Raw genomic sequence first — 19523 nt, forward strand, 5'->3', positions numbered from 1 at the left:
GATTACATCGCGCTGGCGGCCAGCTTCGGATCGATCTGCCAGGTTTCATTGACCAGTTTGCCGTCGCGGTAGGTCAGCACGTAGCGCACCTTGATGGAGGCCTTGCCGTCGAATTGCACTGCCGCCGTGACGGTCGCACCCTTCGGATTGACCGACTCGGACGCGCCCATAACGGTGACGCGCAGCGGGCCCATCGCGCCGAACTTGCTCCATACGGCGCCGATGGCGGCTGCACCGTCGTAGCTGCCGTCAAGCGGTCCACCAACCCAGGTCAGCCGCGCATTGTCGGCGTAATCATGCACGATGGCGGCGTGTTCACCGGCGCCAATGGCGGCGAAGTGGGCTTGCGCCATATCCAGCGCAGGCCCGGCAACAGCCGTGGTGGCGATGCCGATGGTGCTGGCCAACAGGAACATCAGGTGGGTGGTTTTCATGGGTGCGGTCCAGTACAGGTCAGGTTGAAAAACGGGCTTGCTACAGGTGCAAACGTCATTGCCCTGTTTTTATTCCATGTATTTGTATTTATTTTTTTGTGTTCATCAATTCTTCAAATGCCAGCGCCGCACGGCTGCGATGGCGTTCAGGATGACGCAGCATCGAGAACCCACGCGCCGGCAGGACCAGCGCCGCGCGCGCCAGCAGGCCCGCCTGAACATGCGATGCCACGACCAGTTCGGAAATCGCGGTGGCAAAGGGACCGGCCATCACCGCGCTGCGCACCGCCTCGTTGGACGGCAGGCTGAGAGCAACCTGCATTGCGGCGACCGGCACGCCCATGTCCGACAGCGCTTTCTCAAACGCCGAACGCGTGCCGGAACCGGTTTCGCGCAAAATCCATTGCGCCTGCACCAGGTCGGCAGCCGCCAGCGGCACCCCGGCGGACCATGGATGATCGGGTGCTACCACGACAACGAGCTGATCCTCCCCCACAGCTTCGATGGCCAGGGAGGGTTCGTCGATATCGCCTTCGATGAAACCGAGATCGGCGCCACCCAGCAGGATGGCCTGCGCCACGCTGTCGGTATTGCCCACTTCCAGGGTGAGGTCGATGGCCGGGTAGGTTTGACTGAATTGCACGAGCAAGCGCGGTAGCCAGTAACTCGCGATGGTCTGGCTGGCGTGGATTGCCAGCGTGCCGCGCCGCATCTGGCCCAGCTCCGACAACGTGTTTTCCGCTGCACGCGCGCTGGCCAGCGTGCGTTGCGCTTCTATCAAGAAAATCAAACCGGCGTCGGAGAGTTCGATGCGCCGTCCTATCCGATGGAACAGTGCCGTGCCATAGCGCTCTTCCAGGGCCTTGATCGATGAGCTGACGGCAGACGGGGATAGAAACAGCGCGGAAGCCGCCTGAGTAAGGTGCTGGCGTTGTGCGACTTCAACAAAAATGCGTAGCTGGTCCAATGTCATCGTTCGATCAAATCTAATGATTTGTCATTAATTATACGATGGACCGAACGAAATCGCCGTTCAATAATGCATGCACTAAATATCTGAACGAGAGTCGACCATGACATCCCACTATCAAAAATGCGCTCCATTTGTACCCGGCCTGTTACTGTGCGGCGCCGTCACGCTGGCCGCGTATGGGCTGGAAGCTGTAGAAGCCCATCTGTTCGGACGCGCGTGGCTTGAAAGCCTGGTCCTGGCGATCTTGCTCGGAACCGGACTGCGCACCGTGCACCGTCTCGATCAGCGGTTCGAGCCAGGCATCCATATGGGCGCCAAGCTGCTGCTTGAAATTGCCGTGGTGCTGCTGGGCGCATCCGTCAGCGCCGGCGCGCTGCTCGAAAACGGCATGGGACTGGTCGGCGGCATTGCCGGGGTAGTCGTGCTGGCAATTCTGTTCAGTTATTTCCTGGGCCGCAGCGCCGGTCTGCCGAAAAAGATGGCGATCCTGATTGCTTGCGGCAATTCAATTTGCGGCAACTCGGCGATTGCGGCGGTGGCCCCAGTGATCGACGCAGATGGCAAGGACGTGGCCGCCTCCATCGCCTTTACGGCGGTGCTGGGTGTGGTGGTGGTGCTCGGGTTGCCGTTGCTAGTCGGGCTGTTGTCATTCACGCCGGTTCAATACGGCGTGTTTGCCGGGCTGACCGTGTATGCCGTGCCACAGGTACTGGCGGCAACGAGTTCGGTGTCCGCAGCCAGCGTGCACATTGGCACCCTGGTCAAGCTGGTGCGCGTGTTGATGCTGGGCCCGGTCGTGCTGGTGTTGTCCTTGACAGGGCGCGGACGGGGAGGCGCCCGCCTGAACGTCGCGCACCTGGTGCCGTGGTTTATCGTCGGCTTCCTTGCATTGCTGGGCTTGCGCTCGCTGGGCTGGATTCCGCAGGCAGCGCTGGCGCCAGCGCACGTTGCCGCCAATTTCTTCACCATTATGTCGATGGCCGCGCTCGGCCTCGGCGTCGATGCCCGCGCTGTCCTGCGTGCCGGCGGCAAGGTTGCCGGGGTTGTCATTTTTTCGCTGCTCGGCCTTGGTGTCATCAGTTTCGCCCTGATCAAATTTCTGGGTGTTTAAGGACGTAGCAGTACGCCATCCATTTTCCAAAAACGAAAGAAAACGCCATGACATCACATCACTATTTGACCGCGGCGCGCTGCAGCCTTGTTGTTGCAGTCTCGCTCACCGCTGGTATCGCGTGTGCCCAGCAGCCGTTGCTGGTGTACGGCCCGGGTGGACCGGCTCCTGCGATGAAAGAGGCGGCGGCGGCATTCGAGCACGCGAACGGCATCAAAGTCACCGTCACGGCTGGCCCCACGCCGAGCTGGTCGACCACGCAAAACAGGATGCGGACATCATCTACAGCGGTTCGGAAACGATGATGACGGACTTTACGTTAGCGATGGGCGGCAAGATACAGGAGGCAAGCATTACCCCGCTATATATGCGTCCCCTGGCGATCCTGGTGCGTCCCGGCAATCCCAAGCACCTGCGCGGCGTGGCCGACCTGATGCAGCCCGGCGTGCGCCTGTTGGTGGTCAACGGTGCCGGCCAGAACGGCGTCTGGGAAGACATGGCTGGCCGCAAAGGCAGCATGGAGTCGGTGCGCAAGGTACGCGCAAATATTGCCAGTTACGCACCCAACAGCGCGAGCGCGCGCGGTACCTGGACCGCGCGCACCGACATCGACGCGTGGCTTATCTGGAATATCTGGCAGGTGTCGAACCCGCGCCTGGCCGACGTCGTGCCAATCGAACCTGATTATGCGATTTACCGCGATACCGGCGTGGCGTTGACTGAGCATGGCGCTGCCAACCCGCAAGCGAAGCAGTTCATCGCATTCCTGCAATCGCCGCAAGGCAGCGCGATCTTTGCCAGGTGGGGCTGGCAGAAATAATGAGCGCCGGATTGTGGGCCTGCGGCGGGTTTCAGTATATTCAGGTACCGCGTGCAGCGCGTCGCACGGCGGCGGTAACGATTCCTAGACAAAATGGACAATAACGCACCATCGCGCGGGGCGGTCGTGACCCAATCGCTTGCCCTGGCAGCGCCCGGTGCACTTGGAACCCTTTCTGGAGCTGCAGCCGCAGGGACTGCCACCGCATGGCGGGTCGTCTTCCAGGGGAGCGACGCCAACCCCATGAAACGGAATCTGACGCTCAACAATACTTGTAATGCGCAGGATGACCTAGGCGCCGACAACGTGAGGATCGAGGTCGTTGCGTTTGGCCACGGCATCGCGATGCTGATGGCCGACAGCGCTGTCGCCGAACGGCTAGCTTGTCGAGATGCTTGGCCAAGGTCGCCGGCGATAGCTCGCCCCTGCGGCGTTTGACTGGCTGGTCCCCTTGGCATTGAAAAAAAGTGTTGTCGGCAAGCCGCGCGCCCCTGATTAGCGCGCCATGGCGCCAATATGGTCGATCAGAACATTTTGCAGGACCATGCTTTTTTGGGAAAGACAGCATTTGAATGCCGGGGCAAAACCACCCTGATTAGCAAAGATGAAGACGACATCGCCACGCCCTGCCTGCGCTTTGGCCAAGACCGTCGTCTCTCGACGGCCGACGGGCACCAACTGGCCCACAGGTTCGCTACTACGGGCTTGCCGGACAGCGACAGTCCGCTTTTGGCCGAAAGCGGAAGTTGCCAGAGCACGTCCGCTCTAGAGTCTTGTGTCAAACTTTATTGTTTTGTGTCGAACTTTATTGTTTTGTGTCGAACTTTATTGTTTCGTGTCCGGGTTTATTGTTTGTCCACAACAAGCTGTCCACGTCGTCGAGCAGCCTGTCCAGTAACGGTGAAATACGCACTATTAGGAACAGAACAGGGGGAGGCGGCCTCCACGTAGTTGGCGGCCAAGTGCTGGGCCGTTGCCTCTTGCCATCTGTTTTAATGCCGTTTGGGTTGGATTTTGTGTCAAACTTTATTATTGCAAGGAATTCAGTTACATTCGTTTATGATGCGCTAGTGTCAAACTATATTATTTCAAAGTCGATCTCTTTCTTCTCATAAGCCATTGATTTTATTGAGTTGGTGGTGTCAAACTATATTGTTTCCCTACAACTGTTGTGGCGCGCCCATAAAGCGCGCCACAAACCAATAAAACCTGGCGCAGCTGTACCAGTAATTACTCAGCCGCGCGCAACGTAATGTTTGGATGATCAGCAAATACCTGCATCACCAGATCAAAGTAAGTCGGCCCACCCTGCCCAAGGCGCGCGAGTGCAGCGTGAATCGGACCAGGTTTGAACACCTGCGGATGCTCGAGCTTTGCGAGATAGTAAGCACGAGTCGCCTCGACCCCTAGAGCAATACGGCTGTTGTCCATCTGGTCCCACACGACGATTGCCGGGGCCTTGCCGCGCAAGACGCCATAGCCACCGTATAGCATGTCATCCAGGCCATCCAGGCTGGCGCCAAGCTGCCAATCCTCCCCCACCATAAAGACGCGGTTGATCTCGTCATAAAACGAGGCAATGTCGCGGATGCTGGCGCCGTCGATCATCAGGATTTGCGGCGCCGACGGGGTAGCAACGCTTGTAGCGTGGGTCATGTTCATCGAATCCCGGACCAAACATCCTACATGTGTCCATATCGGCTGGATTCAATCGCTCGTTCAAAAGCGGCTCAAAACCCCAATCGCACACCTCAACAAACCCGCCGCAAAAACGTCGCGCCACCGCCTCAGTAGTAGTACGCAGAACGCTACCGCTTGAATACTGAGACGGCCTTTTAAGAGGGCCAGCCCCAAGCAAGGCTACTTTGTTTGGGCTATACTTACCCAACTCCTATACAAGAGTTACCCCCAGTTTCGATGGACGCCAGGGATATTAACTGGCCCGCCTGACACTCCTGTCAACGCGTTATATCCTTGTTTGCCAACCCGCGATGCAGCCACGATCGAGACCCGGTCGCAGCAATGCATCGCCGTTGCTATTGCGTCGGTTGTCGAGGCTTGTTGCGGTGGATTGCCGCGACAGATCCCGACAACCCGTTCTCTGGTGGCGCTTCCGGTTACTTCCGGAATGCGTCACTACCGAGCCGTCGAATTTTTAAATCAGATGTTGCATGCCAGGCCATCGCACACATTTTTTCAGGTGATACTCGTATGCGCAACTCGCTATTAGTCGTCCTTTCTTGCTTCATCGTTGCTTCGTGCTCGAAAGCGCCCGCTCCAGCCAATGACAAGCCGGTCGACGTTGTCCTGATCGGTGCCGGCGTCATGAGCGCCACGCTCGGTACGATGCTCAAGGAACTCGATCCGGAACTGACGATCCAGATGTACGAACGCATGGACTCGGTCTCGGCCGAAAGTTCGGATGCCATGAACAACGCCGGCACCGGTCACTCCGGTTTCGCCGAGCTGAACTACACGCCGGAAATGCCGGACGGTACCATCGACACCAAGAAGGCGGTCGACATCAATGAGCAGTTCGAAGTGTCGAAGCAGTTCTGGGCTTACCAAGTGCAAAAACAGTACCTTGGCGCGCCGCAGAGCTTCATCAACAATGTGCCGCACATGGCCTTTGTCTGGGGCGACGACAACATCAATTTCCTGCGCAAGCGCTACGCCGCACTGCAGAAGGAAAACCTGTTCAAGGGCATGCTGTATAGCGAAGACCAGGCAGAAATCCGCAAGTGGGCGCCGTTGGTCATGAATGGCCGCGACGCAGCGCAAAAAGTGGCTGCCACCCGCATGGAAATCGGTACCGACGTCAACTTCGGCGCCCTGACCCGCAGCATGGTCAAGCACCTGACCGACTCGCACGGGATGACGCTGAACCTGCGTACCCAGGTCGAAGACATCAAGCGCGGCGAAAATGGCCTGTGGAACGTCACCGTCAAGAACCTGGCGGACAACAAGCTGTCGACCGTGAGCACGAAATTCGTGTTCATCGGCGCTGGCGGCGGTGCACTGCCACTGCTGGAAAAGACCGGTATTCCTGAAGCCAAGGGCTTCGGCGGCGTGCCGGTTGGTGGTCAGTGGCTCGTCACGACCAATCCGGCGCTGATCGAGGCGCACAACGCCAAGGTGTATGGCAAGGCATCGGTCGGTTCGCCGCCAATGTCGGTGCCGCACCTGGACACCCGCGTTATCGATGGCAAGAAAGCCCTGCTGTTTGGCCCGTTCGCCACGTTCTCGACCAAGTTCCTGAAAAATGGTTCGTGGATCGACCTGCCCGCCTCGGTCAACACTGGCAACGTGCGTCCGATGGTGCAAGCCGGTATCGACAACATCCCGCTGACCAAGTACCTGGTCGAGCAAGTGATGCAGTCGCAGGAAGACCGCGTGGCAACCCTGCGTGAGTACCTGCCGGAAGCCAAGAACGAAGACTGGAAACTGGTCAACGCAGGTCAGCGCGTGCAGATCGTCAAGGACGATCCGGCCAAGGGCGGCCTGCTGCAGTTCGGTACCGAAGTCGTGGCATCGAACGACGGTTCGGTCACTGCCCTGCTGGGCGCGTCGCCAGGCGCCTCGACCGCTGCGCCGATCATGCTGAAAGTGATCGCGGCATCGGCGTTCAAGGACAAGCTGGCCACGCCAGAGTGGCAAGCCAAGATGAAGGAAATGATTCCATCGTACGGCCGTAAGCTCAACGGTGATGCAGCGTATGCCAACCAGATCCGTCAGCAGAGCAGCGCTGTCCTGGGCCTGAAAGCCATCACGCTCGACGTGACGGCCGCATCGCAAGAGTAAGCAAGACCGCAGTAACAACGACAAAGGCCCCGGTGCTTCACAGCGCCGGGGCCTTTGTCGTTGTGCGGTGCAGAGGGTGTTATTTGCGTGAACGCAGGGCTTCGAGCTCGGCCCGCAGTGCGCTGCGCTCGGTGCGCGAAGTGTCGAGTTTCGCCTGCAAATCCTTCAGCTCGCCCATCAGGTTGTCGCGCTCGGTCGTGGCGCCGATCAGGTCCATCTGAGCCTGCAGACGCGCATCCGATTCGGCCGCCGTGGCCGTCACATTGCGTTCGAGCTGCTGGCGCAGATCGGCCAGTTGCGCATCCTTGCCGTCGATCGCCAGCTGGTCCTTGGCCTTGCCGACCAGGGCATCGGTGGCGATCTGGCGCGCATTGCGCAGCTCGGCCGTCAGGCGCTGGATTTCTTCGTCGCGCTCTTCAGCCATCGACTGGGCATGATCGCGCGCCTCCCGGGCTTCGTCCAGATCGGCCTGTAGCGCCAGCTTCTCGCTGTCGGCCGTTGCCAGTGCGTCGCGCAGACCGGCGCCGGCGTCGTGCGCATACTGTTGGGCCCAGGCACTCAGTTCAGCGAGCAGGGCTGGCGGCATCTCGGCCTTTGGTGGGGTGGCCATGGCAGTGGTCATTGCGCGTCAAATCGTGTCGTGAAGAGGGGTTTATCATACGCCACAGTTTCCATCGGGAATTAAATGCACCGCTAAATTGCGCCGATGTGTTGCGCCTTTGCTGGTGCAAAAACCCGTGCATACAGCGGCACGGCTGAGTATTCAGACTTATCCACAGGTTTATCCCCACCGGGTCGGCAGCGCCCCTTCACGCCACCACGGCCAGCAATTCCAGCGCTGGACGACAGATATCTTTGCACCAGCGACACATAACTTTGCACCGGGCGACACGTAACCTTGCACTCACTGACAGGGGAAGCAGCTCACATACGCATTGAGACAGAAGCACCAGTAAGCCGCTACGTGATCAGTGCACGTCGTTACCCTTGAAGTACTCCCATTGATTAGGTACGACACTGGCGCGCTCGTACGTAAAGTGCGGGTGGACATGTCACCTTTGAGGACAGCAGATATATGTCGGCGAGAGCCTGGTAGAAGACCTAGTAGCAATCCGACCAACGGACACCGACGTCCTTTGGAGCGTCGTATCCTGCAACAGAACCATCAATGAAACTGACCTGGGGATTGCAAAATAAATAGGACGACGTGCGTAAACTATGTTCCTAGACGTGTGTTGCCCATGTCCCTATGCCAAACACATCTGTCAGCCCTACGTATGTTCTCGCGGGGTCGCTCAGACGGCCCCGGCAGCATGAATTTACGTTCGAGGCAATGCTAGTCCGCAGCAGGTCCCCGTTGCTTCCGATGTGCTGTAGTGCCTACGCATCCCTTTGTGCGTTCAACGGCAAGACCGTACAATAATTCAACTACAACTTCTGCTGCGATACCAGCGTCAAGCAAATAACTTGCAGCGAAATTTCGGCCGTGTGCCTTCTCCAACGCAAGCGCGGTAGCGAGGATCGTTAGTCTGTTTTCAGTTGAGGCGGCGTCTCTACTCATCCTCCTATAGTCTTCCAAAAATCCTGAACTGTATTGAGCAATATCAACTCTTGAATGGCTATGGCGACGCGCTGTAAGCCTTGGTCTGGATCATGTTCGTCGACCAAGGGCCAAGGATATTCGACCGACCACCAGCGTGTCAGGATCCAGGAGTACGCAGCAGCGCGGGGTATCGTAAACATTCGTAAATATGTCGACGCCGGCAAGAGCACCTGGAACAGTGCGGCGGCCGGGAGGGTGCCACTCCCGCTTCATCGGCTCCACGGGTCAAGATGCACAAGCTAGTAGCGTAGTGATGCTAGAAAGGGTGACCCGCGCCGAGTATGAACGGCGTTATTGCTGCAGTAGCCGCGTACACATCTCATTCCGCCTCCAGTTGCTGACACTCTTCCACGGACAACTGCAGGCTTCAAGTTCGGTGTTGTTTTATAGTTAAGCGAAAATAAAATGAGAGGCAAATGCGCACTAGGTACTAAAAAATACTATATTTACACTCAGGTGCCCGGTTGAACATACTTCAATCGCCTAGACGCTGCTGCTTTGGCGCCATTCGTTGTGCTATTCAGTCATTCGTGTTGACCGGAGCGTGCCAATGGACAATTACTTCTGTAACTAGCGCTACATGGCACCGAATCTCGCTGCCAACTCAAGGCGGCAGCTTTGCCATCATTGTTCAAAGCTAATTATCAAATTAGGGCAGTTTCGCATAGTTACGCACGCTATGGCTACGTGTCCACCTCGCCCGCATTCCACGACATATTCGTGCTTAATGGGGAATGAAGCTCTGCCGAACGGTTTGAATCACCGGAGGTTCTAATTGAGCACGTTAGCAGTGTCAGTAACTGCTCGCGCTGCACGGAGAACTGTGAATCGACTACCACGCTGGGGGCGCCATGCTACAACTTCCAACGAAACCGGAAATCGACTTTAGAACGATGAAGCTGCTCGTTGCCATAATCGCCCTATCGCTGGGACCGACCGTAATATGGCTGTCAACGCAGCACTTGCCGTCAATCAGTTTCGCATATTGCGACGGTAAGAGCGCGCGCAATGCGTTCGTCGGTTTTTTATATGCGATCGCTGCCATCATGATCGCTCATAACGGCGTCAATTTCCAAGAACTTGTGGCTAGCAAGATCGCCGGCATATCAGCAATCGGCATTGCAATGTGGCCCACGAAAGAATGTCCGATTAGTATTGGATTTAATCCGCATTATCTGTGCGCGGCTGTCATGTTTACCACCCTAGCATGGTTCTGCCTATCGTTCTATAGGCGTGCTGAGCACAAGCCGCATCCAGTCTACGCGGCGCGTCGACGTGCGGTATATGCGGCATGCGGCGTGGGCATTGTTGGCACAATGTTGTCCATGGGCGCGGTCAGTCAGTTTGAGCTATGGCCGCATACCAATGCGATATTAATCTTGGAGACGATTGGCCTCGCTTTGTTTGGTTTTTCGTGGCTAATCGCAAGCCACGTCGTCCCCGCATTCGACCATCCAAGCGAACGCGTGTTGCTCGGTGTAACTATGCCTGTAAGGAGTCAACCTCAAGAACTCAAGTCTGGGCATAATAACAATAGCGCTAAGCAGTAACCGCCCACAGATAGTTGGAAAATGTTCACTATGGAGCGATTCCAACTGTCCGCAGGCTGAAGGCGAAGCTATGAGTAGTCTCTATTCTAATAAAGCTTTTGCACTTGAACGCAAATATTTGAATTGACTATCAGTGTCGCTCGGTCCCGTGCACATTAACCGAAAAAGTGATTTAACCAAATTATAGATAGTATTTAATATCTATTACGAAGGGGCTGTAGGTCGTTATATATTAATTAAATAAAATCGCCAATTCAATTAGGAGAATGTATGTCAAAGCGCCATAACAGAAATTTCTTTTTCTTGGCAGATCTGAATGAAATCCGAGGTGATGTGAACCGTGCTGCAACTGAAAGCGAGCGCGAACGCGCATTTCGCTTTTCGCAAATTCTGCCGAGTAAAAGCGAACCAGTAAGCGACACGCTATTAGAATCGTTGGCAATCGCAATGACAGCTGGAGAAAAAAAAGATAGCAAAGTTCCTGCTGGTTATACCTACTTGGGCCAGTTTATCGATCATGATTTAACGCTCGATAAAACAGATGTCACCTTAGGTACTGTTGTCGACGTGGCTCAACTGCGTCAGGGAAGATCACCTGCGTTAGATCTCGATTGCATGTATGGGCTAGGTCCAATAGCAGAACCTATTTTCTACCAGAGTGATGGCATTAAGTTAAAGCTAGGAAAAACAAAAGAATCACCTGGCAACAATATTTCTGCTCTTCCTCTTGATGACTTTGATTTACCTCGCAGAGGTAATGCAACAGCCGATCCTGAAGAATCTCGGACAGCTCTTATTCCAGACATCCGTAATGATGAAAATTTGATCGTCGGACAGACCCATCTGGCCTTTATACGGTTCCATAACGCTGTTTGCGATCGACTTGCCGGCTCAGCAGTTCCCAGTGCCTTATTGTTTGAGAAAGCGCGCGAGCAAGTTGTGAAGCACTATCAATGGCTGATTAGACACGACTTCCTACCTAGGATAGTTGATCCAACTATTCTGGACGATGTCTTTAACAACGGACGAAGGGTATTTGAAATCGGCGGTTTAGGCACCCCTACAATGCCAATCGAATTTTCGGTAGCAGCCTACCGACTTGGTCATGCGATGATCCGGGATAAGTATGACTGGAACGCCATCTTTGGACAGAATGGGGTATTTGGAGACATCGGTATCCTTCTAAACATGTTTAGGTTTTCGGGAACCAGCGGAAATCTTTCGCCCGGAACGGACGTTAACAAACCACTTGATGGAACGTTTGAAAGACTGCCGACAAATTGGGTAGCCGACTGGACGCGTCTGTATGATTTTGCAACCGATGGAACGCCCGAACTTAGCCCAGAAACCACATTAAACTTCGCTAAGGCTATCGAAACTAGCTTAACGAACCCCTTAGCTGAATTACCAATTGGTTCGTTCGCAAAACGAGGAAATACTATAGTTAGGCCTATTGAGATGAATCTCGCGTTCCGCAACTTAGTACGAGGAAAAATGGTTGGGCTAGCTTCTGGCCAAGAGATGTCAAACCACATCGCAGAATTAGTCTCTGGATCACAGCCACCATTGACGGCAGAACAAATTCTTGGAAATAATTTAGAAAATTTAAATTCCTCTGAGAGAACAGAGCTAAGCGAAAATACTCCACTGTGGTTTTACGTATTAAGGGAAGCAGAGCTCAACCAAGGTAAGCTCGGGCAAGTAGGCGGACGAATCGTAGCTGAGACCTTCCATCGGTCGATCGAGTCTAGCGACATCTCAATATTACGAGACCCAACATTCAAGCCTACTTTCGGTCCTGATGAAAAAACTTTTAGAATGAGTGATTTATTAAAGGTTGCCTTTAAAGCGGCAGCAGGCGAACTCAGGCCACTTTCACCTGGCGCGCCTCGACCAACAGCGTGATGATTTCAAAAAAATGGCATTTTATCTGCTGAGCTATGTTCGATGGCTCAGCGGATTTTAAATCTCTGCCGAAATAAGAAATTTTTTGAAGAAAGAACAATGTGAAACTTCAACCTATTAAATTTATCCCGCGATAAAAAGCTCGGTGATTTTCATAGCGATGAGTCAGCGGACGAACATACCTCGTAACGCCGCCGCCGCAGTCGATGTTAGGGATGAAGTTACCGTCGTGAGATCAGCAGTGAATCGTATAGCTATCACCCGCGGATCATTCGGCTCGTCCGGTTTCGGAATGTCATCCATCGCGTATACCATGGCAGAACGTTCGGTATAAGCAATATCGAACCGCTTGTCTACTTTGTCGGAAAAGTCACTGCCCAGCGCCTTAGCTACATTGCACCAGAGCTTCTGCCGTAATATTGACGAGTCACGAACTTCAAGGTCAACCTGGTTTGCAAGATCAAGTACGCCAATGCCTGCAGAAATAGGCTGAACCAAAAACGATGCAATGTAACCGTGGCCTTCCTCTGGACAAGCAAGCTGCTCGAGAGCAAATTGGTGAATTCGAACCGACTGAGCTGAAGCCTTCACCTCTAATCGTCCAGTAGCCCAAGCGAAATCAAAACGATCGGCAGGGGTTTCATGCCATGCCCGTAGAGCATCTGCGACGTGGCCACTTTTAGCAATTACATAGAGTTCAGCCCACAGTCCGGTAACACTCCTGGAACTCGGCTGTGAAAGCAACCTAAACAGATCGAGCAACTTTTGAACGCAGCCATTTAATTCACGGGTTCCACATTCAATCGGTAACTCCTCGACGGCCGCCCCGAAACAACGAATAAAAATTTCGTGCAGGTCCGCCATCGAGCCATCACAAGCGACAACAGCAAATTGCCCACTCAGGTCACGACCTTCGGTTTGCACTTCGCAAGTCGCGTGGTATTGCACAGTTAGATACTTAAAGTGTACTCCGGGGCTATATTGTGGTTTACTCGCATCGTGCAGTAGAAAAACCGGAGCTCCATCGATGCCCTTTGCAAGAAAGTCATGCCGACGGCCGGGCAATGGAATCGCAGCAAAACTTCCCGGAGCAGAAGCACGAGCGATGTCACCAAACAAAGAAACGATGTCCATTTTATGCGCGCACTTCGATCAGCAATTCCTTCCGAAGCTTTCTAGGAATATTTAGCGCAAACCAAGCCACATCTTTAATATCGGCTGTATCGGGATCGCGTACGTTTGTGCCCAAGTTAAACTTGCGAAGCTGAAGTGAGATGCGCTCCGTGGAACAAAAACTTCTATCGTTAACAGCTGCAGCACTTTGGCTGAAATATTGATTTATAGGCGCAAAAGGATGAAGCTCGTTGACGCCACGGCCTGCCGTCCTTGTACGATAGCCCGGATGCAAATTGTTCATCAGGAATATGTCAGCGGTAAGATTGGGTTCCTTTGCCAACAAAGAGGCGACAGCAATCAACATCGCACTATGCTCTTCCGCATCTACCGGGTCTCGGACTTTTACCTCCAGCAAGAAGTCCTCAAGCACTGCTTTTAGAGGGACCGGTTCGATAACAAAGTGCGGTGAGGAATCCTTACCTCCTTTGAACTGAGGATATTTGGCAGCGTTGACTGCTGCACCGTATTTGCTTGCCCACTCCGTCTCGATGTAAGAAAGCAGAATCCGATTTGCCTTGGCAGCCTCTTCATCGCGCTGAAGGACATCAGGCACCATCCAGCCGTCAGCAGGAATACGTCGGGTTCCAAGGCCTACCACATTTGACCGCGTTGGTTTGAGCATTGACGTAAGCACGAAGTCGCGACGCCATTCTGTGAGCGGTTTGCCCCGCGAGCTTTCAAGTGCACTTCTTACAAACTCCTCGTGTTCCACGTACTCAGTAAATGCATTTTTCACATTTTCTTGTACAAATACGCGGCACATGCCCAAATATGACTTCTTATAACCAAAAAAACGAGCTCGTTGCTGCAACGTATCAGCGGCAGGCGAAGTTCCTAAAGGACGAGGCATATAGGTCACACAAAGCCCTTCAACGGTATATCCTCGATCCAATTTTGCGCCGCCGACAAGAATCCAATACGGAGTGGACTTCCAATCGATTTTCTTTTCGGCGTCTTTCGTGCCGTTGACCAGCACGGGGTTTAGTTCGCTAAATACCTCGTCAACCATTGCAACAATTAGCTCGTCAAGCGGTTTTATTTTTGGAAAGCTTAACTTGAGCGAATCATATTCAACTTGAAACTTTTTGGCGACATCTGCTAGCTTCGATTTATATTCACGTTCAACAATCGCCTTGAGTGATTTTAGAGACTTATCGATCCATGCCATGTAGAGAGTATGGGAAGTCGTTAACATCGCCGGATGAATCATCATTGAACGATTTCTATCCTTTTTTCTTTCACGAGTAATCGCATGGTGCGCGCAGACCAACAGAAAATATCTTAACGCGCTCACTAAGCTCTTTGGAGATCCAGAGAGCAAGTTATTCGCACCAGGCACTTCTTCAGACGGGATATTCTTTATTAGCTTAGTATTTTTCCCGAAAAACGATTTTCCACCTGTATAAGCATCACCGGGCGTTACGAGTTCAGCAAACGAGGCATTCAAAAGGTCTGTCTGAGCAAGCAGCAGATTTGCCTGCGGGGTTGCGGTATATTGCAAGTATGAATGATGTGGTATGAAATCTCTAAGAATGCAGATCTTTTCATAAGTCGCACTTGTGTCGGAGGGCGATACCTTGCCGCTGCGGATGCGAGCAGCTTGTGTATTGAGGCTCGCCTGATCACTCTCATCGTCGATTATCAATGCCGGAACATCGGAGATAGACAATTTATTGACTAAAGATGCCAGCGCTTCAAGATGCCCGCCATGCTTTAGTACAGTAATCAGAATAGCCTTTTTTCTCGTGGGGTTCTTCTTCCACGCATTAATCTTGTCTTCAATCTGTGACTTGGAATTGCTTGTTGGGTTGGAATAATGATACCAATTGTCGCCTTCATCAATGCCCAAGTCTTTCTTCAAACGATCCTCGGATTGATCGCGAAGATTATTTTTTGTGCCAGCTAAGACGATCACCAAACCATACCCGTTATCGCGGGCTAACGAAATAACGGTTTCAAAAGACATCGTTTTCCCGCTTTGGACATATCCAACTACAAGACCTGTTTCGCGCCCAGCCGGATCGGTCGGAGGCAAGCAACGCCCTAATATGCGTTGCGCCTCCTGTAACACAGAATTGACTCCATCGGTTAAATCGTCATAGCTAGGGCCGTTATGGTCTTTTGACTTGCTCTGCAAGAATTCTTCGGTAATCTCTCGTTTTTCAGGCACCCAACGAAGAGGCGGTTGCAACGTTTTCAAGATTTTGATCGAAGTAGCCATAATTCCCTTTAGCTGATAAAAGATGCGCCTCGGACTGCGCCACGCATTAAATAATTGAAATGGCCAAAAAAATTCTCTGGGGGATCGCCTGAAATATCTTGCGACAAAACTAATGAGATACAAATCGCCGTCGATATGCGTAAAAGCAACTCTACATTCTCATTATTTGCTCCTAAAAACTTAACTGAGAATGGATGCGCGAGGGATAGATCAACAATTAGTCGCCGGATTTGCTCACCATTGTCTGTTGGCAATTCAGCCCTGGATAAAGCAACCCAATCTTCAGCTGAGGGATCAACAGAGGTGCGAAGCGTTATCACCCACCGATAGATTCCATCATTAACTTCTACCGTTCTTTCAGATGCTTGTAAGGAACTGCTAATCAGCTCCGTGGGGAGTTCTGCGGCAACGGTAGGATTTTGTTGAGCGTCAACGAGAAGCGGAGCTACATCTTTCTCAACATAATCAGCCACTGAGTTTGTAGCTGCTATAGCTTGGGTCTCAATATTTTTTTTGACAGGCAGCGCGCGATAGTTTTCAGCTTGCGCCAATAAATTAAGAGGTGGACGCTCGATTTCCGCTTTCAATTGCTCCAGAAAGATATCTTCGAACTCTTCCCAACGAAATCCATCCTTGGTATGGCTTACCTCAAAACCTTCTACATGCAATTCACCGAAAAGCCTTTGATACGGGTAGCTATTTGTCTGCTTGAAAACATAACTGGGCCTGTATGTTTCGTCGAAACTCCCTTCGATCAATCTGTCTCGGCGAAAAAGCGAGAAGCCTGCTAAGCTTGTGGACCCCACTTCCCGAAGTGCCACGAAACCGGTCACTCGCTGGCCACCGCCAAAGTCAAGATCGATATCCTTTTTCCATTCGAATGCTTCGGCATTTGCGACAGTCGCTTGAAAACCCGGCGATGTATATTCAACGGCATGAAGTACCTTTGGAGACTGATAGTTCAAAGGAGTACCATTCAGACTTAATTGGAGTCTTCCATCTCGTAAGAACACGCGATAAATGCTAGTCAAATGGTCTCGAATTTTCCCGATCGTCCGACCATGAGGTAGGTGGTGTAAGCCGCGCAGCGAAACAACCGTATAGTGCGTAGCGGCGTCAACATTTCGAACGGTTGTATCAAGGCTCTCGATCTTATTTTCAACAATGTTCTCAATATCGAAAAAAATCGATCGTTCTACGGACTCACTTATGGCTTTTGTTCGCACACTCCAAGTCTGAGCGAACCAGCACGCAGCGCTTTTCATGCCCATTCCAAATTCGGAAAGCCCGCTCCTGTCGGTAGGAACTTGAGCAGCTCTGAATGCGCGAGGAAAATCCGACTCCGTTATCCCGGCAGCGTTGTCGGAAATCACAATTTGGCCGGACCCAGACGTATCGATCTTGACGTCAACTTTTAGCTGAAATATCCCTCCATGAATAGCATTCAACTGCTCCTTATTTGCTATAGAGCTCTGCAAAGAGTTGTCGATAAATTCTGCAATCGCATACCAAGCCTTATAATTCAAGTGCCGAAGCACTGAAAGCATAGTTACTTCTGGGCGAATTTCGATGGATGGTAACCTGCTCAGTTCAGTATCATCCATCATGCGCAGACCTCAGCATGCGCGTCGGCCTCTCTTAGATGCGCCTCCAAATTAGCCAACAGCGCTGCAGCGACTTTTTCGACTACTGTTGAATTCACAGCATTGCCGAGAGCATGGAATGCCCTTGTTGGAGTAGATGGCAACGCCTTTAACCCATCAAGGCTCTGCAATTTTGCACATTCTTGGGGTGTCATATATCGTCTTTGCCAAGCAATAATAGGGACTTGAGTGTCGGTCATTGCAATCAGACTGGGGGCCGTTGTACGACGCTTCACGCGAACACCAGACGCCCTAAATTGCAGAACGTATTGCCAGATATCACGTTCTCCGCCTTTAACATTCCATTCAAGTTTCTGAAGACTCGACGGGAACTTAAGGATGCTGGCCATCCACGGGTCTATCCACTCTTTATTGTCAGCATAAAACTGACGATTTTGACGAATAAAGTCGACTTTCCACTTTGGGAACTTGCGTTGAGGTGTCCGAGCATGGCTTGGTAAGGCCATCCACCGTTCTTCGAGGGAATGCAAGTACCCCATCTTCCGCCCATGACTCCCGCAAAAGCCCTTTATGCCATCCATTCCAAAGTCCTCTTTCAACGCGAACGGCGTAGTCTCCTCGTAGGGATAAGTTGAACGCCATTCCATGGACCATAATGGGAACGATGGTAAATCAACATCAGGAGGGCAGCGACGGAGAAAATCAGCCCAAACGCTCAAGCATTCGATGACTTGAGGAGAAAGCTTCCTCGCGTTCTCAGGGTGGTCGTCGAGAATCGTGTCAATTGATGTCTGTGCTGGAGTAACGGTGGGCCAAGAGAAATTCTCAAGCGGTATAAGTGAGCCAACGATATATACACGTTCTCGAATCTGAGGGATGCCAAAGTTATGCGGAGAAAAACGCTCAGCTGCGATATGGTAGCCAAGCCCCCCCGGACCTGTGCCCAATATTTCTTGAATTTCTGCCCACGTTCTTCCATTATCGTGCTTCAATAAATTAGGAACATTTTCAAGTATAAAAAAACGGGGCTTTTTTTGTTCGAGAATTGCGGCGACATTAAAAAACAGATCGCCTTGTTTCGTACATTCGAAGCCGAGTTGTTCGCCAGCTTTGGAAAAAGGTTGGCACGGGAATCCAGCTGTTAAGACATCATGAGCCGGGATATCGTTTGGGGAAATCAACGTGATATCGCCCTCGGGACGAATACCGAAGTTGATCTTGTACAAATCTCTTAGATGCTCTTGCCACTCAGCAGCAAAGACGCATTCGCCTCCCATCCTGCTTAAGGCGAGATGAAATCCGCCGAGACCTGCGAATAAATCGATAAATTTGAATGGAGCTAGCTTCATATTACAACCAAGGTTCTATTTAATTGAGTAGCTCATATCGCCCTCACAAAAAATACTGTTATTTTATACAGTATTGTGTCACTTCGGGTCAAGAAGATCAACAAAAAGTCAACTGTGCTCACTATAGTACCTTGCGGCTAGGAAATGTAGTTAGTTTGTCACTTAGACATGTTTTCTTCGTTCCCATCCCTCTGCTGTTGAAAGACTTGGCTACGAAAAATAGAAGACTTTCAGCTTCAAAGCGCAATTTTTCCGCCTTTTAGTAATCTAAAACTTGCAAGAGTTATCATGGAAATTTTACATTAAGAAACGCATTTTTCTTTCGAAATGTCAGAAAAATGCGTCGTCAAAAAACTAACAACTTTAAATTAATCAATGACTTGCATGCATTTTCATAAATGTGTATGTTTCTTCACAACTTAGCAAGAAACCGGAGCATATCCATGAACCGTACCGCTGATGATGTATTGCAAGATTTTAAATTTCGCGGCGTTTCTGTTGCTGAATGGGCAAGACAGAACGGGTTCACTCCGTCTTTGGTATACCAAGTGCTGAGAGGTCAGAGCGTCCCATCACGCGGAAAGAGCCACACAATTGCAGTACGTTTGGGCATGAAAGATGGAATCGTAGAGCACGACCTTGATTTTTCGACAAGCCGTTACCGAGAATAGGAGGCTAGAAAAAGAACTCATCTCTATAAACACAAACGGACCCTCTCGGGTCCGTCTGCGGTTGCAGTATCAGAAGACACGTACAACGGTTCGCACCTGTAGTTTCTTCTGAATGCAGCCCAGAGTCAAGTCACGCCATCATTTTTCTGAAGGTGCGTCACGGTTACGCTCGCCAGGACTGGGCGTAACACCGTGCAACCGGACTACTTGGAAGACGACTATGTCAGGAACTTGTTACACCAACCGCCTTACTCAAACATCCCAAGTTTCTTTAAAGAAGCAATGCAACATCGATTCTGCCGATC

General features: G+C 52.1%; 14 protein-coding genes and 1 pseudogene. 6 read left to right on the forward strand and 9 right to left on the reverse strand.

Annotated elements, in window-relative coordinates; all coding sequences use genetic code 11:
• Positions 1 to 2 precede the first annotated feature (2 nt).
• Together IFU00_19440 and IFU00_19445 are read right to left on the reverse strand one after the other, a co-directional pair.
• Complete coding sequence (locus tag IFU00_19440; protein MBD8544455.1) at positions 3 to 434, reverse strand: nuclear transport factor 2 family protein; 432 nt, start codon at positions 432 to 434, stop codon at positions 3 to 5.
• 88 nt (positions 435 to 522) lie between these two features.
• Entirely contained in the window at positions 523 to 1407 is an 885-nt protein-coding gene (locus IFU00_19445; protein ID MBD8544456.1) for a LysR family transcriptional regulator, read from the reverse strand.
• Positions 1408 to 1507: 100 nt separating this feature from the next.
• Between IFU00_19445 and IFU00_19450 the strand changes: the two genes are divergently transcribed.
• The gene (locus IFU00_19450; protein ID MBD8544457.1) at positions 1508 to 2518 is read left to right on the forward strand and encodes a putative sulfate exporter family transporter; all 1011 of its coding nucleotides are present in this window, start codon (positions 1508 to 1510) and stop codon (positions 2516 to 2518) included.
• A 47-nt stretch (positions 2519 to 2565) separates the two neighbouring features.
• Positions 2566 to 3338, forward strand: a pseudogene (locus tag IFU00_19455) (extracellular solute-binding protein).
• Positions 3339 to 3833: 495 nt separating this feature from the next.
• On the opposite strand, the gene IFU00_19460 reads toward IFU00_19455, so the two are convergent.
• On the reverse strand, positions 3834 to 3983 hold the full coding sequence (locus IFU00_19460) for a hypothetical protein (protein MBD8544458.1): 150 nt from the start codon (positions 3981 to 3983) through the stop codon (positions 3834 to 3836).
• 585 nt (positions 3984 to 4568) lie between these two features.
• Positions 4569 to 4994 carry a barstar family protein gene (locus IFU00_19465; GenBank protein MBD8544459.1) on the reverse strand — a complete coding sequence of 142 codons (426 nt, stop codon included), beginning with the start codon at positions 4992 to 4994 and terminating at the stop codon, positions 4569 to 4571.
• 555 nt (positions 4995 to 5549) lie between these two features.
• Between IFU00_19465 and mqo the strand changes: the two genes are divergently transcribed.
• Positions 5550 to 7139, forward strand: a complete 1590-nt coding sequence (gene mqo, locus IFU00_19470; protein ID MBD8544460.1) for a malate dehydrogenase (quinone) — start codon at positions 5550 to 5552, stop codon at positions 7137 to 7139.
• A 79-nt stretch (positions 7140 to 7218) separates the two neighbouring features.
• Here the strand turns inward: mqo and IFU00_19475 are convergent, their stop codons facing one another.
• On the reverse strand, positions 7219 to 7749 hold the full coding sequence (locus IFU00_19475) for a hypothetical protein (GenBank protein ID MBD8544461.1): 531 nt from the start codon (positions 7747 to 7749) through the stop codon (positions 7219 to 7221).
• Between the two features lie 1844 nt (positions 7750 to 9593).
• On the opposite strand from IFU00_19475, the gene IFU00_19480 reads away from it, so the two are divergent.
• Both IFU00_19480 and IFU00_19485 read left to right on the forward strand, forming a co-directional pair.
• A complete protein-coding gene (locus tag IFU00_19480) occupies positions 9594 to 10292 on the forward strand; it encodes a hypothetical protein (GenBank protein ID MBD8544462.1) in 699 nt (232 codons plus the stop codon).
• A gap of 270 nt (positions 10293 to 10562) precedes the next feature.
• Positions 10563 to 12197 carry a heme peroxidase gene (locus tag IFU00_19485; GenBank protein ID MBD8544463.1) on the forward strand — a complete coding sequence of 545 codons (1635 nt, stop codon included), beginning with the start codon at positions 10563 to 10565 and terminating at the stop codon, positions 12195 to 12197.
• A gap of 165 nt (positions 12198 to 12362) precedes the next feature.
• On the opposite strand, the gene IFU00_19490 is transcribed toward IFU00_19485, so the two are convergent.
• From IFU00_19490 to dcm, 4 genes are read right to left on the reverse strand one after another with little or no spacing between them, the layout of a single operon-like run.
• Complete coding sequence (locus tag IFU00_19490) at positions 12363 to 13331, reverse strand: PD-(D/E)XK motif protein (protein ID MBD8544464.1); 969 nt, start codon at positions 13329 to 13331, stop codon at positions 12363 to 12365.
• A 1-nt stretch (position 13332) separates the two neighbouring features.
• A complete protein-coding gene (locus IFU00_19495) occupies positions 13333 to 15594 on the reverse strand; it encodes a hypothetical protein (GenBank protein MBD8544465.1) in 2262 nt (753 codons plus the stop codon).
• An 8-nt stretch (positions 15595 to 15602) separates the two neighbouring features.
• Positions 15603 to 17141, reverse strand: coding sequence for an ATP-binding protein (locus IFU00_19500; protein ID MBD8544466.1), 1539 nt, complete (start codon positions 17139 to 17141; stop codon positions 15603 to 15605).
• Positions 17142 to 17197: 56 nt separating this feature from the next.
• Complete coding sequence (gene dcm, locus IFU00_19505) at positions 17198 to 18547, reverse strand: DNA (cytosine-5-)-methyltransferase (GenBank protein ID MBD8544467.1); 1350 nt, start codon at positions 18545 to 18547, stop codon at positions 17198 to 17200.
• A gap of 443 nt (positions 18548 to 18990) precedes the next feature.
• On the opposite strand from dcm, the gene IFU00_19510 reads away from it, so the two are divergent.
• Entirely contained in the window at positions 18991 to 19218 is a 228-nt protein-coding gene (locus IFU00_19510; protein ID MBD8544468.1) for a DNA-binding protein, read from the forward strand.
• The last annotated feature ends 305 nt before the right edge of the window (positions 19219 to 19523 follow it).

This window comes from Oxalobacteraceae sp. CFBP 8761, from assembly GCA_014841595.1.
In the GTDB taxonomy this organism is placed as follows: domain Bacteria; phylum Pseudomonadota; class Gammaproteobacteria; order Burkholderiales; family Burkholderiaceae_D; genus Telluria.

Bases quoted from the DNA above. Each gene is read 5' to 3' on its own strand.
- IFU00_19465 (MBD8544459.1), bottom strand. From the start codon at position 4,994: ATGACCCACGCTACAAGCGTTGCTACCCCGTCGGCGCCGCAAATCCTG.
- IFU00_19495 (MBD8544465.1), bottom strand. From the start codon at position 15,594: ATGGCTACTTCGATCAAAATCTTGAAAACGTTGCAACCGCCTCTTCGT.
- IFU00_19490 (MBD8544464.1), bottom strand. From the start codon at position 13,331: ATGGACATCGTTTCTTTGTTTGGTGACATCGCTCGTGCTTCTGCTCCG.
- IFU00_19480 (MBD8544462.1), top strand. From the start codon at position 9,594: ATGCTACAACTTCCAACGAAACCGGAAATCGACTTTAGAACGATGAAG.
- IFU00_19485 (MBD8544463.1), top strand. From the start codon at position 10,563: ATGTCAAAGCGCCATAACAGAAATTTCTTTTTCTTGGCAGATCTGAAT.
- IFU00_19450 (MBD8544457.1), top strand. From the start codon at position 1,508: ATGACATCCCACTATCAAAAATGCGCTCCATTTGTACCCGGCCTGTTA.
- IFU00_19510 (MBD8544468.1), top strand. From the start codon at position 18,991: ATGAACCGTACCGCTGATGATGTATTGCAAGATTTTAAATTTCGCGGC.
- IFU00_19500 (MBD8544466.1), bottom strand. From the start codon at position 17,141: ATGCTTTCAGTGCTTCGGCACTTGAATTATAAGGCTTGGTATGCGATT.
- IFU00_19440 (MBD8544455.1), bottom strand. From the start codon at position 434: ATGAAAACCACCCACCTGATGTTCCTGTTGGCCAGCACCATCGGCATC.
- IFU00_19475 (MBD8544461.1), bottom strand. From the start codon at position 7,749: ATGGCCACCCCACCAAAGGCCGAGATGCCGCCAGCCCTGCTCGCTGAA.
- IFU00_19445 (MBD8544456.1), bottom strand. From the start codon at position 1,407: ATGACATTGGACCAGCTACGCATTTTTGTTGAAGTCGCACAACGCCAG.
- dcm (MBD8544467.1), bottom strand. From the start codon at position 18,547: ATGAAGCTAGCTCCATTCAAATTTATCGATTTATTCGCAGGTCTCGGC.
- mqo (MBD8544460.1), top strand. From the start codon at position 5,550: ATGCGCAACTCGCTATTAGTCGTCCTTTCTTGCTTCATCGTTGCTTCG.